The sequence below is a fragment of the Aeromonas sp. S11(2024) genome (assembly GCF_041402345.1).
GTDB classification, from domain to species: domain Bacteria; phylum Pseudomonadota; class Gammaproteobacteria; order Enterobacterales; family Aeromonadaceae; genus Aeromonas; species Aeromonas veronii.
The window spans coordinates 1-14920 of sequence record NZ_JBGLRC010000036.1 but is presented as its reverse complement, the minus strand read 5'-3'; the positions used below and the strand labels follow the sequence as shown (position 1 = coordinate 14920).

At 57.0% G+C, this 14920-nt stretch carries 13 protein-coding genes and 2 tRNA genes; 7 read left to right on the top strand and 8 right to left on the bottom strand.

What is annotated here, in order from left to right:
• The first annotated feature begins 150 nt into the window (after positions 1 to 150).
• On the top strand, positions 151 to 786 hold the full coding sequence (locus ACB040_RS19300) for a murein L,D-transpeptidase catalytic domain family protein (RefSeq protein WP_005354246.1): 636 nt from the start codon (positions 151 to 153) through the stop codon (positions 784 to 786).
• Between the two features lie 77 nt (positions 787 to 863).
• Here ACB040_RS19300 and ACB040_RS19295 read toward each other — a convergent pair whose 3' ends face one another.
• Positions 864 to 1295 carry a universal stress protein gene (locus tag ACB040_RS19295; protein ID WP_005335309.1) on the bottom strand — a complete coding sequence of 144 codons (432 nt, stop codon included), beginning with the start codon at positions 1293 to 1295 and terminating at the stop codon, positions 864 to 866.
• Between the two features lie 189 nt (positions 1296 to 1484).
• Between ACB040_RS19295 and ACB040_RS19290 the strand changes: the two genes are divergently transcribed.
• Positions 1485 to 2228 (top strand): hypothetical protein, encoded by a 744-nt coding sequence (locus ACB040_RS19290; RefSeq protein ID WP_338774968.1) that lies wholly within the window; start codon positions 1485 to 1487, stop codon positions 2226 to 2228.
• Between the two features lie 120 nt (positions 2229 to 2348).
• On the opposite strand, the gene ACB040_RS19285 is transcribed toward ACB040_RS19290, so the two are convergent.
• Positions 2349 to 2801 (bottom strand): RNA methyltransferase, encoded by a 453-nt coding sequence (locus ACB040_RS19285; protein ID WP_236381877.1) that lies wholly within the window; start codon positions 2799 to 2801, stop codon positions 2349 to 2351.
• 204 nt (positions 2802 to 3005) lie between these two features.
• Here ACB040_RS19285 and ACB040_RS19280 point away from each other — a divergent pair, with 204 nt between their 5' ends.
• Positions 3006 to 4097 carry a PfkB family carbohydrate kinase gene (locus tag ACB040_RS19280; protein WP_371156115.1) on the top strand — a complete coding sequence of 364 codons (1092 nt, stop codon included), beginning with the start codon at positions 3006 to 3008 and terminating at the stop codon, positions 4095 to 4097.
• Positions 4091 to 4999 carry a pseudouridine-5'-phosphate glycosidase gene (locus ACB040_RS19275; RefSeq protein ID WP_371156117.1) on the top strand — a complete coding sequence of 303 codons (909 nt, stop codon included), beginning with the start codon at positions 4091 to 4093 and terminating at the stop codon, positions 4997 to 4999. Before ACB040_RS19280 ends, ACB040_RS19275 begins: the two co-directional genes overlap by 7 nt.
• A gap of 86 nt (positions 5000 to 5085) precedes the next feature.
• On the opposite strand, the gene ACB040_RS19270 is transcribed toward ACB040_RS19275, so the two are convergent.
• A complete protein-coding gene (locus tag ACB040_RS19270; protein ID WP_371156126.1) occupies positions 5086 to 5811 on the bottom strand; it encodes a carbonic anhydrase in 726 nt (241 codons plus the stop codon).
• Between the two features lie 350 nt (positions 5812 to 6161).
• A complete protein-coding gene (locus ACB040_RS19265) occupies positions 6162 to 7436 on the bottom strand; it encodes an alpha/beta fold hydrolase (protein WP_371156119.1) in 1275 nt (424 codons plus the stop codon).
• A 173-nt stretch (positions 7437 to 7609) separates the two neighbouring features.
• Between ACB040_RS19265 and ACB040_RS19260 the strand changes: the two genes are divergently transcribed.
• The gene (locus ACB040_RS19260) at positions 7610 to 7885 is read left to right on the top strand and encodes a hypothetical protein (protein ID WP_371156121.1); all 276 of its coding nucleotides are present in this window, start codon (positions 7610 to 7612) and stop codon (positions 7883 to 7885) included.
• Here the strand turns inward: ACB040_RS19260 and ACB040_RS19255 are convergent.
• Both ACB040_RS19255 and ACB040_RS19250 read right to left on the bottom strand, forming a co-directional pair.
• Positions 7864 to 7939, bottom strand: a tRNA-Asn gene (locus ACB040_RS19255). The two genes, ACB040_RS19260 and ACB040_RS19255, sit on opposite strands and share 22 nt — an antisense overlap.
• Positions 7940 to 7943: 4 nt before the next feature.
• A tRNA-Phe gene (locus tag ACB040_RS19250) sits at positions 7944 to 8019 on the bottom strand.
• 265 nt (positions 8020 to 8284) lie between these two features.
• Here ACB040_RS19250 and rraB point away from each other — a divergent pair.
• A complete protein-coding gene (rraB, locus tag ACB040_RS19245) occupies positions 8285 to 8620 on the top strand; it encodes a ribonuclease E inhibitor RraB (protein WP_033136151.1) in 336 nt (111 codons plus the stop codon).
• Positions 8621 to 8683: 63 nt separating this feature from the next.
• On the opposite strand, the gene ACB040_RS19240 is transcribed toward rraB, so the two are convergent.
• Positions 8684 to 10639 carry an EAL domain-containing protein gene (locus tag ACB040_RS19240; protein ID WP_371156128.1) on the bottom strand — a complete coding sequence of 652 codons (1956 nt, stop codon included), beginning with the start codon at positions 10637 to 10639 and terminating at the stop codon, positions 8684 to 8686.
• A gap of 185 nt (positions 10640 to 10824) precedes the next feature.
• Here ACB040_RS19240 and ACB040_RS19235 point away from each other — a divergent pair, with 185 nt between their 5' ends.
• Positions 10825 to 11319 carry a hypothetical protein gene (locus ACB040_RS19235; RefSeq protein WP_042060865.1) on the top strand — a complete coding sequence of 165 codons (495 nt, stop codon included), beginning with the start codon at positions 10825 to 10827 and terminating at the stop codon, positions 11317 to 11319.
• 70 nt (positions 11320 to 11389) lie between these two features.
• Here ACB040_RS19235 and ACB040_RS19230 read toward each other — a convergent pair.
• Positions 11390 to 14920, bottom strand: a 3531-nt coding sequence (locus ACB040_RS19230; RefSeq protein ID WP_371156123.1) for a type I secretion C-terminal target domain-containing protein, incomplete at its 5' end; no start/stop codon positions are given.

Sequence of the window (14920 nt, the reverse complement as noted above, 5' to 3'; positions counted from 1 at the left end):
GTGATACCAATGTCTACTGTTTGAATTACTTCCGGCCGCTCTGCGGCCGGTTTTTTTATTGCGCCTTTTCAGCACCTTGCATATAACTATCGAGCGGATTGATGGCAATATCCGCGTCGTTGACAGGGAGTGACAAGGAGATATTCACGGATGAGACAAGCGCGCGGGAACATAGACTGGCAACGCGGGTGGCTGTTGTTGCCACTGCTGTTGATATCGCTCATCTGGAGCAGCACGGCAGATGCCAGCTGGGATCAGAGCCTCTATCGTCAACTGGGTCTGGCCGGCAAGCTGGATAAACAGACCTTTCGTCAGGCACTCAACAGTTATCAAACTGTGCGCCACAAACGAAAACCCATTCTCACCATCATCGATTACAGCAAGCCATCCACCCAGCGCAGACTGTTTGTCATCGATATGAAACGCCACAAGCTGCTCTATCACACCTGGGTCAGCCATGGCCGCAACTCAGGTGAACTGGCCGCAAAACACTTTTCCAACCAGCTCAACTCCCGCCAAAGTTCCCTCGGCGTCTATCGCACCGCAGAAACCTATCTGGGCAAGCATGGCTACTCCCTGCGGCTGGACGGGCTCAGCCCCGGCAAGAACAGCAATGCCCGCAAGCGTGCCATCGTGGTACATGGCGCCGCCTATGCCAGCCCGACCCATCTGCGCAAATATGACAAGCTGGGCCGCAGTTGGGGTTGCCCCGCCCTGCCCAAAGAGCAGGCCAGAGCCATCATAGATACTATCAAGGGGGGGAGTGTCATCTACGCTCACGGCTAGCGGGCACAACACCAGAAAACGCAAGGCCAGCAATCGCTGGCCTTGTTTGTTACGCTTTTCACACTAAACGTGGCGCGTTATTGGCGCACCACCAGTACCGGACAGGGTGCATGACGCACCACAGACTCGGCGACACTGCCTACCAGCAGATGGCTGATACCGGAGCGGCCGTGGCTACCCATCACGATCAGCTCAACCTCATCCTCCTTGGCCTGAATGACAATCTCATCGGCGGCGCGGCCAAAGCGAATATCAAAGGTGGCCGGGATCGGCAGGGTGGCAACCAGCTCTTTGAGCTGGGTTCTGGCCTGACGCTCCATCTCGTGAGTGATCTCGATGGCCGTCATATGAAGGATCTTGTAGCTGTCGAAACCGTGCAGTTGATCAACCACGTGGATCAGCTTGAGCTGGGCCTGATGGCTCTGTGCCATAAAAACGGCATAGTCGAGTACCGCGCGAGACATTTGGGAAAAATCGACTGGACAGAGCAGAGTCTTGATCGATGGCATAATGCAGTCTCCTCTACTGATTGGGGTGCTATTGAATCTTTACTCGATCATAACGATCCGACCGCAAATAACCCTCGACCCTGTCGCAAAATGGAGATGCGAGATGTTTTCTCCGCCCGCCGCGATCAATGGCATGGTATAAATCAGGTGATAAATGCTCTCCTCACCCCTGCGAGGATAATGCTGACCATGCTGCGCATCGGTTGTTTGCTACTTTGCTCTCTGTGTGCGATCGCCCACGCTCGCACAGCCGATATTCACGTCTATTGCGATGGCTGGCCCGGTTTCTGCCAACCGGATGGCCGCGGTATCTATCTCGATCTGGTGCGAACCATCTACCAACCCCACGGCTACCAGATCGTGCCCCATATCGTGCCCTACAAACGCGCCGTTGCCATGGTAGCCAGGCAAGAGGGGGATATGGCGATGAGTGTCTATCGGGACGAGATCAAGGGGGTCAAACAGCCCCATCAGCCAGCCTCCGCAGATGATGTGACCGTCTTCATGCTCAAGCAGTGGCAGCCACAATGGCGGGGAGAGCGCAGCCTGGAGGGAGAGACCGTGCTCTGGCGGAGAGGATGGGTGCTGGATAAATATCTTCCGGTCACCATGCGATGGCATGAGATCGACAACCATGAGATGGCCCTGCAGCTGATTGGCAAGGGGCGCTATCGCTATTACCTGACCGCTGGCGTGCTCCATTCTACCGATGAGACCCCGGCTAATATGTACCGCACCATTTTGCGCTGGATCCCGACTTACCCCATTTTTGCCGATACCGAGCAGGGCGACCGGCTACTGCAGTTGTGGGATCAAGAGATGGTGAATCTGATCCGTCGCGGCACGCTGGCCGAGATATATCGCCGTTATCACCTCTATGACTACTACCGCGACTTTCTCGAGGAGCAGGCGGTCAAGGCCGGCGAAAACTGATCCCACCATAGGGGAAAGAGAAGGATGCCGCAGCCCCATCAACAGCAGCCACTGCCAGCAACCAGCCCATAAGCAACACCTTGTCCATTGCGGTTTGAGTCACCGTTGCCACGCCACAACTCAGGGCTGCCGGTATCCCTTCGCCAAGCGGTCATAGAGGATCACATTGACCGAGGCGGCCAGATTCATGCAGCCCTGAGTCGGCACATAGACCACATCTTTCACCGCGCCATAGAGGGCGGGATCGAGCGTACCATCCTCCGGCCCGAAGATATAAAAAGCGCGTTCCGGATGGACATAGTCGGGGAGCGGTGTAGCGCCGTCGATCAAATCGACCACCACGGGCACGCATCCCTGCGGGATAAACGCCATCAGATCATCCACCCCGAGCAGCGGGATCTTCTCCACCATCTGCTTGGTATCAGTGGCAAAGCGGCGCGCCAGCTCGAAGCGGTTGCCGGTGTAGTAGACCTCATCCACCCCGTAACAACCCGCAGCCCGCATCACTGAGCCGACATTTTCCGGAGACTTGGGATTGACCAGCCCCACGCAGCAGAATGCACTCTTTTCCATCATATCTCCTCATCTTGCGGCGGCCATTATAAGCCGTTGCAGGGCCACCGACCCGTTAAAAGTCCCATCCCCGGCTCAACCGCTTGCCAACCCAGCTTTGAATGTCGATTTTTTGTGCGCAAACCGACAAATTTTGTACAAGCCAATAGCCAGCAAACGTTTACCAGCAATAATGGACAAACGTTTGTAAATGGATGTTTGTCTATGACTGAGCGTGAACAAGAGATCCTCGCCCTGCTGCGTCAGGATCCCATGATTGCCCAGCAGGAGCTGGCCGATCGCCTCGGCATCAGCCGCTCCGCGCTGGCCAGCCACATCTCTAGCCTGATCCGGCAGGGGTATGTGCAAGGCAGAGGTTATGTACTGCGTGAGGGCCCCTACGTGGTGGTGATCGGCGGTGCCAATATGGATATTTGCGGCACCAGCCACGACAACCTGCTGCTCGGCGACTCCAACCCGGGCAAGGTGCGCACCTCGGCGGGCGGTGTCGGCCGCAATATCGCCGAGAATCTGGCGCGGCTTGGCAGCGATACCCGGCTGCTGACTGCGGTCGGCAACGACCAGTATGGCCATCACCTATTGGAAGTGAGCCAGCGGGCTGGTGTCGATGTGCGCCAGACCCTGGTGCTCGATGGCCACGCCACCTCCTGCTACCTCAGTCTGCATGACGGCAGCGGCGAAATGAGCTGTGCCATCAATGACATGGCCATTATCGAGCAGCTCACCCCTGCCCGTCTGACCCCGCTCGGCGGCTTTCTCGGCGGTGCGCGGCTTTGGGTGCTCGACACCAATCTGGCCATCCACACCCTCGACTGGCTGTTCGAGCGACAGGGGGAGCACGCCATCTTTGTCGATACCGTCTCGGTAGCCAAGGTGGAGAAGATCCGCCCCTGGCTCGGCAAGATCCACACCCTCAAACCCAATCGCAGCGAAGCAGAGCAGCTGTGCGGCATGACCATCGCCGGGCCCGAAACCTGGCCCATGGTAGCCGCCTGGTTCCACCGTGCCGGGGTCAAGCGACTGTTCCTCAGTCTGGGTGAACAGGGGATCTTCTACAGCGATGGCGAGCAGCAAGGCCACCTGCCGGTGCTGGGCAGTCCGGTGCTCAATGTGACCGGCGGCGGGGATGCCTTTATGGCCGGCCTCGCCCACGCCTGGCTGCAACAGCTCGACATTGCCCAGACCACCCGCTTTGCCCTGGGCTGCGCCGCCCTCACCGTCAATTGTTCCGATACCGTTTTTTCCGGTCTCAGCAAGACCGCCGTTGACCGCATACTGGAGGAGTACTCATGCTGAACGCTTACCTCGATATCCAACCGGAAGTTGCTGCCGCGCTGGCCGCTGGCAAACCGGTCGTCGCCCTCGAATCCACCATCATCTCCCACGGCATGCCCTATCCGCAGAACGTGGAGACGGCCCGTCAGGTGGAGCAGGTAGTGCGCGATAACGGCGCCATTCCTGCCACCATCGCCATCCTCGACGGCCGCCTCAAGGTGGGTCTCGATGCGGGTGCGCTGGAAGCGCTGGGCCGGGCTGGCCACGACGTAACCAAGTGCAGCCGCCGCGACATTCCGTTCGTACTGGCGCGCAAGGGGATGGGGGCCACCACGGTCGCCTCCACCATGATCATCGCCGCCATGGCGGGGATCCGGGTCTTTGCCACCGGCGGGATCGGCGGGGTACATCGCGGCGCGCAGGAGACCTTCGATATCTCGGCCGACCTGCAGGAGCTGGCCCAGACGCCGGTGGCCGTAGTCTGTGCCGGTGCCAAGTCGATCCTCGATATCGGCCTGACGCTGGAGTATCTGGAGACCCAGGGCGTGCCGGTGATCGGCTATCAAACGGGCGAGCTGCCCGCCTTCTATACCCGCGAGAGCGGCTTCAAGGTCGATTACCGGCTCGATACCCCGGCCGCCATCGCCGAGGCGCTGCGCCTCAAGTGGGAGCTGGGGCTGGCGGGCGGCGCCGTGGTGGCCAACCCAATCCCGACCGCACACGCCATGCCTAAAGCCGATATCGACGCCGCCATTGCCCAGGCGCTGCGTGAAGCGGATGAGCAGGGGATAAAGGGCAAGGCCTCTACCCCCTTCCTGCTGGCCCGCGTCTGCGAGCTGACCGGCGGCAACTCGCTGGCAGCCAACATCCAGCTGGTGCTGAACAACGCAGCGCTCGGCGCCCGCATCGCTGCCGCACTCTGATAGCACGCCGATACCTCGCCATGTAAAAGAGGGCCTCGCGGCCCTCTTGTTGTTTTTGCTATCTGCTGCGCTATTGCAACGCTGTGTTATTGCAGTACCACGCGCCCATTGAGGGGCTGCACTGGCCGATTGTTGGGGTGGTGCATCACCGCCTTGAAGGCGTCGATCTGGGCCTGACTGACCTCGACCGGCTGCTTCATCACCAGCCAGCGCACTCCTTCCGAGCAGGGGGGCGTAGTAAGGGAACCGCTGAAGCGATAGTAGTCACGACTCTCGGGCAGCAGTTGCTCAGCAGAGAGCGGCGCCTTGAGGGCCTGGATCTCCCCCACCTTGGCAGGTAATGCACTCCAGGCTGCCGCCAGTGCCGGATTGGCCTTGCCAGCCTCGAACATCACCGCCACCACGGCGATCTCTCCCTTGTCACTGACGTGCACCAGATGCCCTTCCAGCGGATAGGATTTACCCTCGATGAGATTTTCACTCGGGGCGTGGAAGTGGAACTGCTTGAGTTCAAACGTGGTGCCATCGAGTTGCAAGGTGCTACCCGGGGCATAACCGACCTGCACGGTGTGACCGTTGTTGACCACTGTGTTGCCACCCGCCTGATAGTGGAGTACCAGCGGGGCCAGTTTGGCCTCGACCAATCCGCTCAGGTCAACCGGCGACTGATTGCTGCCCGCACACTGACCAAACTCCGGGGTCAGCTTGGCCCAGTGGGCAGGTCCCGCCTCACCGCTATATTCCCAATGGGGGGCGGCAGCAAACACGACAGGGCACAACAACAGGGAGCAGGCCAACAGAGACTTTCTCATCATACATCCTTATCTTGATTGAAAAGCACGACCATCCCCTCCCCCGGATAGCGGGGCATGCAGAGATGGCATATCTGATACGCGGGATACAGAGCATCGGAGCGACTTTCTAATGGTAACGAGCACGAGCTGGTCAATCGATTTGACCGCGGCTCAATACAGAGTCGTTTGGCAAGTATATGGTGAGGGATCGGCAGAGACAGTAAAAGAGGGGGAAATTAATCAGCCAGCTATCCACTCATCGTCTGGCGGATACGAGTCAAGGTTCAGGGAGTCACGCTTTCATAACAACCATCCATCACAACCATCGCGGGAGTCCGGGCTCCCGCGATGGTTGCCGATAACGGCAATTAACGGTCGCGATTCAACGCGATCAGACGATCAAGAATCGCCTCACCATCGGCACGCAAACCGTTGTGCTCATACTCATTGGTGATCCAGGCGCGACTGTTGCCAAGACCACGCAGAGTTTCGCGACTGTAGTCAAACTCCACATACATATCCTCGGCATAAACGGCGCATGCTACCGGCACCTGGTTGCGGGCCAGTTGTGCCGGATCATAGAGCGCCCCCCAGTCCGCCTTGTTGGCCAGCAGATGGGCCGCCTCTTTATGGGGCAGCAACTCGCGGAACTGCTCGAACATCCAGGGGTAAACCATCTCGCCGGTGAAGGCGAAATCCTTGCCGGGTGCCCAGTTCACCGCCGGGAACTCCCCTCTGACCCGATCCGCCGCCCAGCGAGTGGCCTCCCCTTCGGCGTAGATCGCCTCGTGCACGATGGCGAACAGCGGGTTGGTATTGAATGGCTGCATGCTCTGCACTTGATAGAGGAAGGCCGGGCTCAGCTTGTCGCCGATAAAGGCCTCTTCCAGCAGGTAATAAAGCTCCTCAAAGGCGCCCGTGGCACCGAGATCCAGCCCTTGCTGCTGGAACTGCTCCACTGTCAGGCGCTGGCCGTTGGGCAGTCGCACATCGTGCTGGTGCAGATGGTTCGCCAGCCGGTTGGCAATCCCCTGAGCATGGGGGAAGCGGGCGAAGAAGGCGCGGTTCTTGTCAGCCACCCGCTGATAGGTGGCGCGATAGACCTCCTCGGCACTGCGGCCGATCGGCGCAATGCCGCCGGTGATATAGACCTCCCGCAGGCTATCGGGAAAGAGCGAGAGATAGGTCAGACAACAAAAGCCGCCAAAGCTTTGCCCCAGCAGGCTCCAGCGATGCTTGGGGCTGAGTTCCTGCCGGATGAACTCGGCATCTTGCACTATGCTGTCGGCGCGAAAATGGCCGAGATACTCCGCCTGCTCGGCCGACGTCATGCTGGCCAGACTATGCCCGTGGATGGGGCTCGACATCCCGGTGCCACGCTGATCCAGCAGCAGCACTCGGAACTCCTGCAACGCCCGCTTGAGCCAACCACTATTGGCCGTCGGGCGCGGAGCCCCGAATCCCGGCCCCCCTTGCAGAAAAAGCAGCCAGGGCAACTTCTCATCGAGCTTGTCTTTACGGCAGAGGGTGCGGGCAAACAGGGTAATGCTGTCACCATCCTGCTCATCATGATCGAGGGGAACAGTAAAAAAGTGCGGCTCGCAATGAATGCCGTCCAGTACATAGCTCAAGGGGCTGTTCATCTGGGATCTCTCCGTCAGGATGGGAACATCATTGACCCCATCATATCCCCGCCCGGCCACAGGGTCACTCCGGTTTTCCAAAATGTTAACAATGGCTTAAAGGCCGAAACATCACTAGACAAGCCGCTCTTCAACGGTGCTGAATTAATTGTTTTGCGGGGGAGATTGACGCCATGGCGCCATTCAACAAAGATGGCTCGCCTGCACAGGCGTGCAGCCATTCAGGCCGACAAAAATGGATAAGGGAATGTGATGAAACCGAAGTGGATCAGGGCCAGAAAAAGAGAGAAGAAGCCATGCCCTGGCAGCATGTTGCAGACCGGAATGCTGCTGTTCAGTGCCACCTGTGGCGCGACGCTCTTTTTGGCAGCATGCAACAGCAACTAGAAATGAAAAAGCCCGCTCGATTGAGCGGGCTTTTCGAATTTGGCTCCTCCTACTGGACTTGAACCAGTGACATACGGATTAACAGTCCGCCGTTCTACCGACTGAACTAAGGAGGAATTGTGGTGCCCAGAGACGGAATCGAACCGCCGACACGGGGATTTTCAATCCCCTGCTCTACCGACTGAGCTATCTGGGCAACGGCGCGCATTAAACCCTTTCCAGCGCAGAGTGTCAACCATGATGGCTCGATAAAAAGCGCGTTCGCTCAACAACTGAACGTGGCGGCCATTTATTATCCATTTCAGTCCCGTTTCCCGCACCTGCTGGCTACCGCACACCCTACCGGCAGCGCCAATATGATGGAAATTCGAGACTCTGTGGGTCCGCCGCATTGAGCCAAATCCACTCTGCGAGTATGCTTTGCCGCAATGATACCGCCTGGAGGCAACATGAGTCTGAATATGCAAGAGTGGCGTGATGAGACCACCGAGATCGTCAACGAACTGCTGGCCGATGGCAGCAATCCCGATGTGGATTACGACATCGAGCACCACTTCGCCTGCCAGGATTTCGACCGTCTGGAAAAAGCAGCGGTTGACCTGTTCAAGGCCGGTTTTGAAGTGACCGATGCCGAAGAGATGGAGCTGGATGACGGCGCAACCATCTTCTGCTTCGATGCCACCATCGAGTGCAAGCTCAATGTCGAAGCGATCGTCGCCGATATCGCCAAGATGCTGCCCATCCTGGAAAAATACGGGGTGGATTATGATGGCTGGGGCACCTACTTCCAGGATTGATCCTGCCTCCATCGTAAAACAACAAGGCCACCTTTCGGTGGCCTTGTTGTTTCTGGCGATGTCTCACGCCAGATAGCTGGCAGCGAACTCCGCCGGCGGCAGAGGCCGGCTGAACAGATAGCCCTGTAGCCGATCACAACCAGCCTCGGTCAGCCACCGCTGCTGCTCGGGCGTTTCCACCCCTTCGGCGGTGATCCGGATCCCCAGCTCGTGGCCCAACCCGATGACCGATCGCACGATGGCAGTGGTTGCGGTATTGCTGGCGAGCCCCTGAGTGAAACTGCGATCCAGTTTGAGGGTCGCTACCTGCAAACGCGGCAGATAGGCCAGCGAGCAGTAACCGGTACCAAAGTCATCGATGGCCAGCTGAAAACCGGCGGCGATCAGGTTGTCAAGGTTGGTCTCAATCTCGTCGGCGTTCTCCATCAGCACCCCTTCGGTGATCTCCAGCTCCAGCTGACTGGCTTTGAGCCCATGGCGAGCGATGCAGGCAGAGACCCGCTCACAGAGCGCCGGATCACGGAACTGCAGCGGCGACAGGTTGATGGAGAGCACCATATCCGGCTGCGCAGTTTGCCACTGCGCCAGCTGGGCACAGCCCTGCTCCAGCATCAACTGACCCAGTTGACCGATGATCCCCATCTCTTCCGCCAACGGAATGAATTCGTCGGGGGAGATCATCCCAAGCTCGGGATGGGGCCAGCGACAGAGCAGTTCGGCGCCATGCAGCCGGTGAGTACGGGTACAGATGATCGGCTGATAGACGGCAACCAGCTGGGCGGACTTGATGGCGAGCGGCAACTGGGCGGCGATCAACTGACGCCGCTTGAGCCGGGCATGCAGCTCGGGATCAAACAGGGTGCAGTACTGCTGCTGCCGTTTGCCCTGCGCCAGCGCAGCCTCGGCATGGCTGAGCAACCGCTCGGCATCGCTTGCCCGCCCCTGGGCCAGCCCCAGAAACACCGGGATCTGGATGCGATGATCTTCCACCTGATAGTGCTCCATCAACTGCTGCTGCAGATGCTGGCTCCACCCCTGCAATGGCTCATTGAAATCCGGCAGCAACAGGCTGAAGTCATCGGCAGCGACCCGACAGAGCAGGGAACGCGGCGGTACCAGCTGCTGCAACCGCTTGGCCACCTGGCTCAGCAGGCGATCGGCAATCCGGATCCCGAAGCGATCGTTGATTTCACGAAAATGGTGCAGATCGACCAGCACCAGCGTGGCACTGCGTCCCCCAAGATGGCGGCTGGTCTGCAAGAACCGGGAGAGTTTGAGCAACCCGGTCAGACTGTCGTAGTGCTGCTCCTGCTGCAACTGCGCCTGAGTGGTGCGCAGGCCGGTGATGTCACGCCCCAGCGTCAGGATCCCGAGGGAGTGGCCGTCACCATCGGGCACATCGACCCGGGTGATCTCCATGTGTCGCCCCTGCCCGCGGGCATCCAGCAGACAACACTCGCCGTGACCCATCCCCTGCGGCGCCGCCAGCCGGAACGGCAACTGCTGGCCGAGCACCTCCTCCGCCCCTTGGCCGATAAAGTCGAGGAATGCCTGATTGCACTCCAGCAATACGCCGTTGTGATCATCGAAACGGATCAGGTCAGGAATGGCATCGAGCAGAAAACGCTGCAACAACTGCTGCTTTTTGACGGTCTGTTCCAGGCTCTTGCGCTGGGCAATCTCGTTGACCACCCCGAACACCGCGCACGCTTCACCTTGCGCCGTGTAAAGCGGGATCTTGTGCACCTCCATCCAGCAGGTATCACCGCCCCGATTGCAATGCAGTTGCTGATGAAGCAACGGCACACCTCCTGCCAGCAGCTGATCATCCTCACCGCGAAAGACATCACCCCAGGGCATTTGCGCATCACTTTTGCCTACCACCTCGGCAGGCGAGCCCAGATGGGCCTCGCTGGCAAACTCGCGATTGACGAACAGATAGCGCCCATGCTTATCCCGACAGAAGATACTCATTGGCAATTGGTCGATGATCTGCTGCAGCAGATCCGGGGTGAGCATGTTGGTCACAGGGGCGCTTATGGAGGAATTTCGAGCAAATCTATGATAGCAAACCCATTTTGTAAAGCACCCCGATATTCCCCCCATTACACCCGATTCAGGATGCTTGCTGACAGAGGTTGTCGCTCCGGCGATAATAGGCGCCGGTTGGCCAATGGCCTGGTGATATGGACGAGAGAGACAAGATGAAAAAGATAATGGGGAGCGCATTGGCGCTGCTGCTGGTTGGTTGTGCGGGTGACAATAACGGTGGTGAGGAGTATCGCTACAACCCGCCGATTGCCAAGGCAACCAACAACACTCAGGAGATGGCGATCCCGGTGGATCTGGTGTGGGCGCGTGCCGAGAAGTGGTTCACCGATCACGGTCTCACCATCGAGAACAGCCAGCGAGGTTCCGGCCTGATGACCGCCAACGTCAACCAGTCAGCCGACGGGCTGGAGTGGCTGGACTGCGGCACCATGGGTTCCAAAGTTGCACTGGGCAACCCGAACCTGCAGATCAACCTGATCATCACCCAGAGCGGCAACAGCAGCGTGGCGACTGTAAACGTCAAGGGCAACACCGAGCTGTTCTTCGTTGAATCCTCGGGCGAGCGCGTACCGGCTCCCTCCATCAAGCCGGTCTGTGTCTCCCGCGGCTCCCTGGAGCAAAGCCTGTTCGCCACCCTCGGCAACTGATTTCGCTTCCCTGCAAAGATAAAAAAAGCGGCAGATTGCTCTGCCGCTTTTTTACTGTCCCGAATCGGGCTTACTTGTCGATATCAAGCAAGTGGTTTTGCAACATATAGTTGATGACCTGTTGGGATGCTGATTCCGGAGAACCAGAAACATGATTGCTAATATCTCCGGTTATGGACTCGAAGGTACTGTGAAGCAAGACAATCTCTTGTCTCACGTTGCTGCCATCAGCAGTCTTCACCTGCAAATGAACGTCACCCTCCTTCTCAAATACTGAAAGCAACGTAGCCAAGTCGGACTCATTGTTGTTACCACTGTGATCCAACAGATCGGATAAGTCCAACTTGTCTGAACGTGCAATATCCACATCCTTGAACAAATTATAATTATTACTGCTCCACTGCCTGCCATCACCATGCTGGACCTGGAAGTCAGTGATGTAATCAACGGGATAGGTTGGAAGCATATTTGAATTGCCTGAACCCTGAACTAATACATCATCACCCTGCTGCCAGAGGAAGGTATCAGCCCCCTCCTCACCGCGCAGGTAGTCACTCCCGGCCCCACCCACGATCACATCATCACCAGTACCACCACGGATGAAGTCTTGGTCCTTTCCACCATCCAGATGGTCGTTACCTGATCCCCCAAAGAGCAAGTCCACACCATCCTCGCCAAACAGGAAATCATTGCCCTGAGCGCCTTGTGCCACATCCCCCCAAGCCACAGAGGCTTTGGCAGAGTTCAGGTCACCATCCTCACGGGCAACACCAGCGGCAGGCTGCTGGGTAATGGTGGCAACATCAGCTGTGACAAACTTAATTGCGCTGTTGATATCGACAAAATTGCTGCCGCTATCTCCCAGATACACCACATCATTGCCACGCCCACCTTCGACATGATCATTACCACCATAGGTATAGACGGTATCGGCACTGTCTTTTTTGATGACTACACCGGCAGTACCATCCTGATAAGTACCAGGTTGAGAGTAGTGGATACCATTTATTTCGATGGCCGTATGGGCAGCTACGGAAGGCCTATCGCTACTCAAATATACCGAGTCATTCAACTCGCCCGTCTTGATCGTATTACCCTCCGGCAATACCTCAACCGGCAAGATAACCTCGCTAACGGCACGATCCAGAACAGTACCGCTAGATGTCACCTCCGTCGCTGTTGCCTTGACAACAAGGTTGTAATGACCAGGATCATTCACTTTCAGTTGCAGGGTGGACAGACTCCAGCCTGTCACATCCACCTTGCGGGAGTCACCCACTATCACGCTGTGGTTGGCCGCATCTTTGAGCACAGCCCCCACCGGCAATCCGTCGATCTCGACAGACAAGCGTTCAGAATCATCTCTATCTACCAACTCTGCCTCGATCTTACCCAGCTTGATGAAACTGTCTTCATACCCCTTGTTATCGACTGCCTGGAACTTGACATTGTCGAGAACAGCCCCGTAAGAATCTCCATTTCCTGAGGCATCCTTGGACTCAAATACCAGTCGGTATGTGCCGGTCTCCGGCACATTCAAGCCGGCACTCTGCCCCTTCAACCAACCGACAGACTTAGGTGAAAAATCATATAGCTCGATACGTTCCCCGGACACTGGTTGCCCATTAACAATCTGAATCATATATACTTTCAGACCACAGGTTTCAATCTTTTTACCATCCGTTGTTCGGGCGCTGATATCAAAGTTCAACTGGTAGAAGCGGCCTGACTCACACTGAATGTCGGTGTAGAGCTGGCTCACATTCCAACTACTTTCGATTTCCATCACCTGGTTCGTTGTACTGGTTGCCTCGTTGCCCAAATAGACGGATTCTTTGCCCACCTCAATCAGTCCACTGCCATTGGCGTGCCATTGACCAATAGCACCGGCACCATTAATAGAGTTGGGGTTAATGTTATCTTTCCATCCTCCTGAGCCTACCCCCACATTCTCAAAATCCATGGCAGCTAGGGAACTAAATGTCCCAACCTTCAGCGTCGGGGCATCCGCTTGCGGTATCAGATCCACCACAACACTCTTACCACTGGCAATAACCTGATTTCCCTTCAGTACATCAAACTTGATACTGGTGAGATCGTGGCCTTTGTTACCGACACCTTTGTCATTCCCGTAGACATCAGCACCAGATACGTTATCTTCCGGATCAAATTTCACCTTGCCACTGTCGATATCCGCCTTGGTAAAGGTTCTGGTTTCGTGTTTCCCCAACTCTTTGTACTGGTTGCTGCTTGCATCCAAATATTGGATTGTGCCGGTGCCATCCTGGTTGCCGGAAATTCGGACGGTAGACGCGTTATCCGAGATCCCGAAAGACGTCCATGTCAGGGCAACATCCGAATCCTCTACTCCCATCAGCATGGTTGGAGCTATAGTCGTCGGCACATTGCCATTCAGGGTCAGCACCGCTGAATTGGACACGTCACCATCGTTATCCTTGACGGTATAAGTAAACTCTTCTGTTACGGCACCAATAGCCGGCGTGTACTTGATCGAGTCAATGACATAACCGTTCTGGTTACCGCTATAACCCAACACCAGATACTGGAAGGGGGTACTGGTCGAGATATTGAACGATTGCAAACTTCCATTACTGGAAGACGATACCAGGGTACCGGAACCGACCAACACACCATTCGCATCATAGGCTTTCCAACTTGCGCTGCCCTGTCCGCTATTAAGCTCGTTGATACCTATCTGAGCAAAATTGGATAGCGCCTTAAGCCCAATCACCAGCGATTCACCACTACCAATATCGTTCGTACCGCCACCACTTTGGGAGACGCCAATACCGGGCTTGGCATTGTTGCCGCTGGTACGAACATCCACGAGTGCCGTTGCGCTATCGGTCAGGCCGTTCAAATTCAGTGAGGTGCCATTCAGCGGCAGCGAGTTATTCTGGAAGCCATATACAGCAAAGGCAGATTTCACCGCCGCACCACCTTCGACCGCCTGCACATCGGTATCCAGCTTGCTGGTATAGGTGTAGCTGCCATTGGCATTCACCGTCAGATCCCCATACTTGCCAGCCACCGTTACGCTATCTGATGCATCAAGCACCATAGCTTGACCATTCAGGCCAGTCACCGAATACACCTTGGCTGGGTTGACATCCGAACTGTCCACCACGGTGTCGTTTGTCAGCAGACTGGCCGAACCGCTAGTCTGGACATTCAGCCCCACGGCCACAGTGCCACTATCGTTGGCCGCAATCGGGTTGGTATCCAGGATATTGATGGTATACGTCACCGTCGAACCGTCGGCCTTGGTATAGGTAAACGAGTCAGTGTCCGCAACCGAGTCAGTATGATCTCGCACCGGCGCCTGGTAAACGTACTTGCCATTCACCAGCGACACCGACCCTCCCAAGGCTGTCGCACCTGTAAAGGAAACACCATCAGCCACGTTCAGAACATTGTTCGAGGTACCTTCTACTACGTCTTGCAACGCTACTAACGAATCGTTGTCCAAGATGGTGGTGGTGACGGTGGCGTCGCTGTATTCCACCTTCTCGTACTTGCCCGCTTCGCTGAAGCTGCCGCCATTCAGACTGACCTTGAACTGCTCGCCGTTGTCCGCCAG

What these genes read in the sequence shown, in the direction of transcription:
- ACB040_RS19275 (WP_371156117.1), top strand. Translation starts at nt 4,091, where the DNA reads ATGCTGAACGCTTACCTCGATATCCAACCGGAAGTTGCTGCCGCGCTG.
- rraB (WP_033136151.1), top strand. Translation starts at nt 8,285, where the DNA reads ATGCAAGAGTGGCGTGATGAGACCACCGAGATCGTCAACGAACTGCTG.
- ACB040_RS19260 (WP_371156121.1), top strand. Translation starts at nt 7,610, where the DNA reads ATGGCGCCATTCAACAAAGATGGCTCGCCTGCACAGGCGTGCAGCCAT.
- ACB040_RS19240 (WP_371156128.1), bottom strand. Translation starts at nt 10,639, where the DNA reads ATGCTCACCCCGGATCTGCTGCAGCAGATCATCGACCAATTGCCAATG.
- ACB040_RS19235 (WP_042060865.1), top strand. Translation starts at nt 10,825, where the DNA reads ATGAAAAAGATAATGGGGAGCGCATTGGCGCTGCTGCTGGTTGGTTGT.
- ACB040_RS19295 (WP_005335309.1), bottom strand. Translation starts at nt 1,295, where the DNA reads ATGCCATCGATCAAGACTCTGCTCTGTCCAGTCGATTTTTCCCAAATG.
- ACB040_RS19270 (WP_371156126.1), bottom strand. Translation starts at nt 5,811, where the DNA reads ATGAGAAAGTCTCTGTTGGCCTGCTCCCTGTTGTTGTGCCCTGTCGTG.
- ACB040_RS19265 (WP_371156119.1), bottom strand. Translation starts at nt 7,436, where the DNA reads ATGAACAGCCCCTTGAGCTATGTACTGGACGGCATTCATTGCGAGCCG.
- ACB040_RS19285 (WP_236381877.1), bottom strand. Translation starts at nt 2,801, where the DNA reads ATGGAAAAGAGTGCATTCTGCTGCGTGGGGCTGGTCAATCCCAAGTCT.
- ACB040_RS19280 (WP_371156115.1), top strand. Translation starts at nt 3,006, where the DNA reads ATGACTGAGCGTGAACAAGAGATCCTCGCCCTGCTGCGTCAGGATCCC.
- ACB040_RS19300 (WP_005354246.1), top strand. Translation starts at nt 151, where the DNA reads ATGAGACAAGCGCGCGGGAACATAGACTGGCAACGCGGGTGGCTGTTG.
- ACB040_RS19290 (WP_338774968.1), top strand. Translation starts at nt 1,485, where the DNA reads ATGCTGCGCATCGGTTGTTTGCTACTTTGCTCTCTGTGTGCGATCGCC.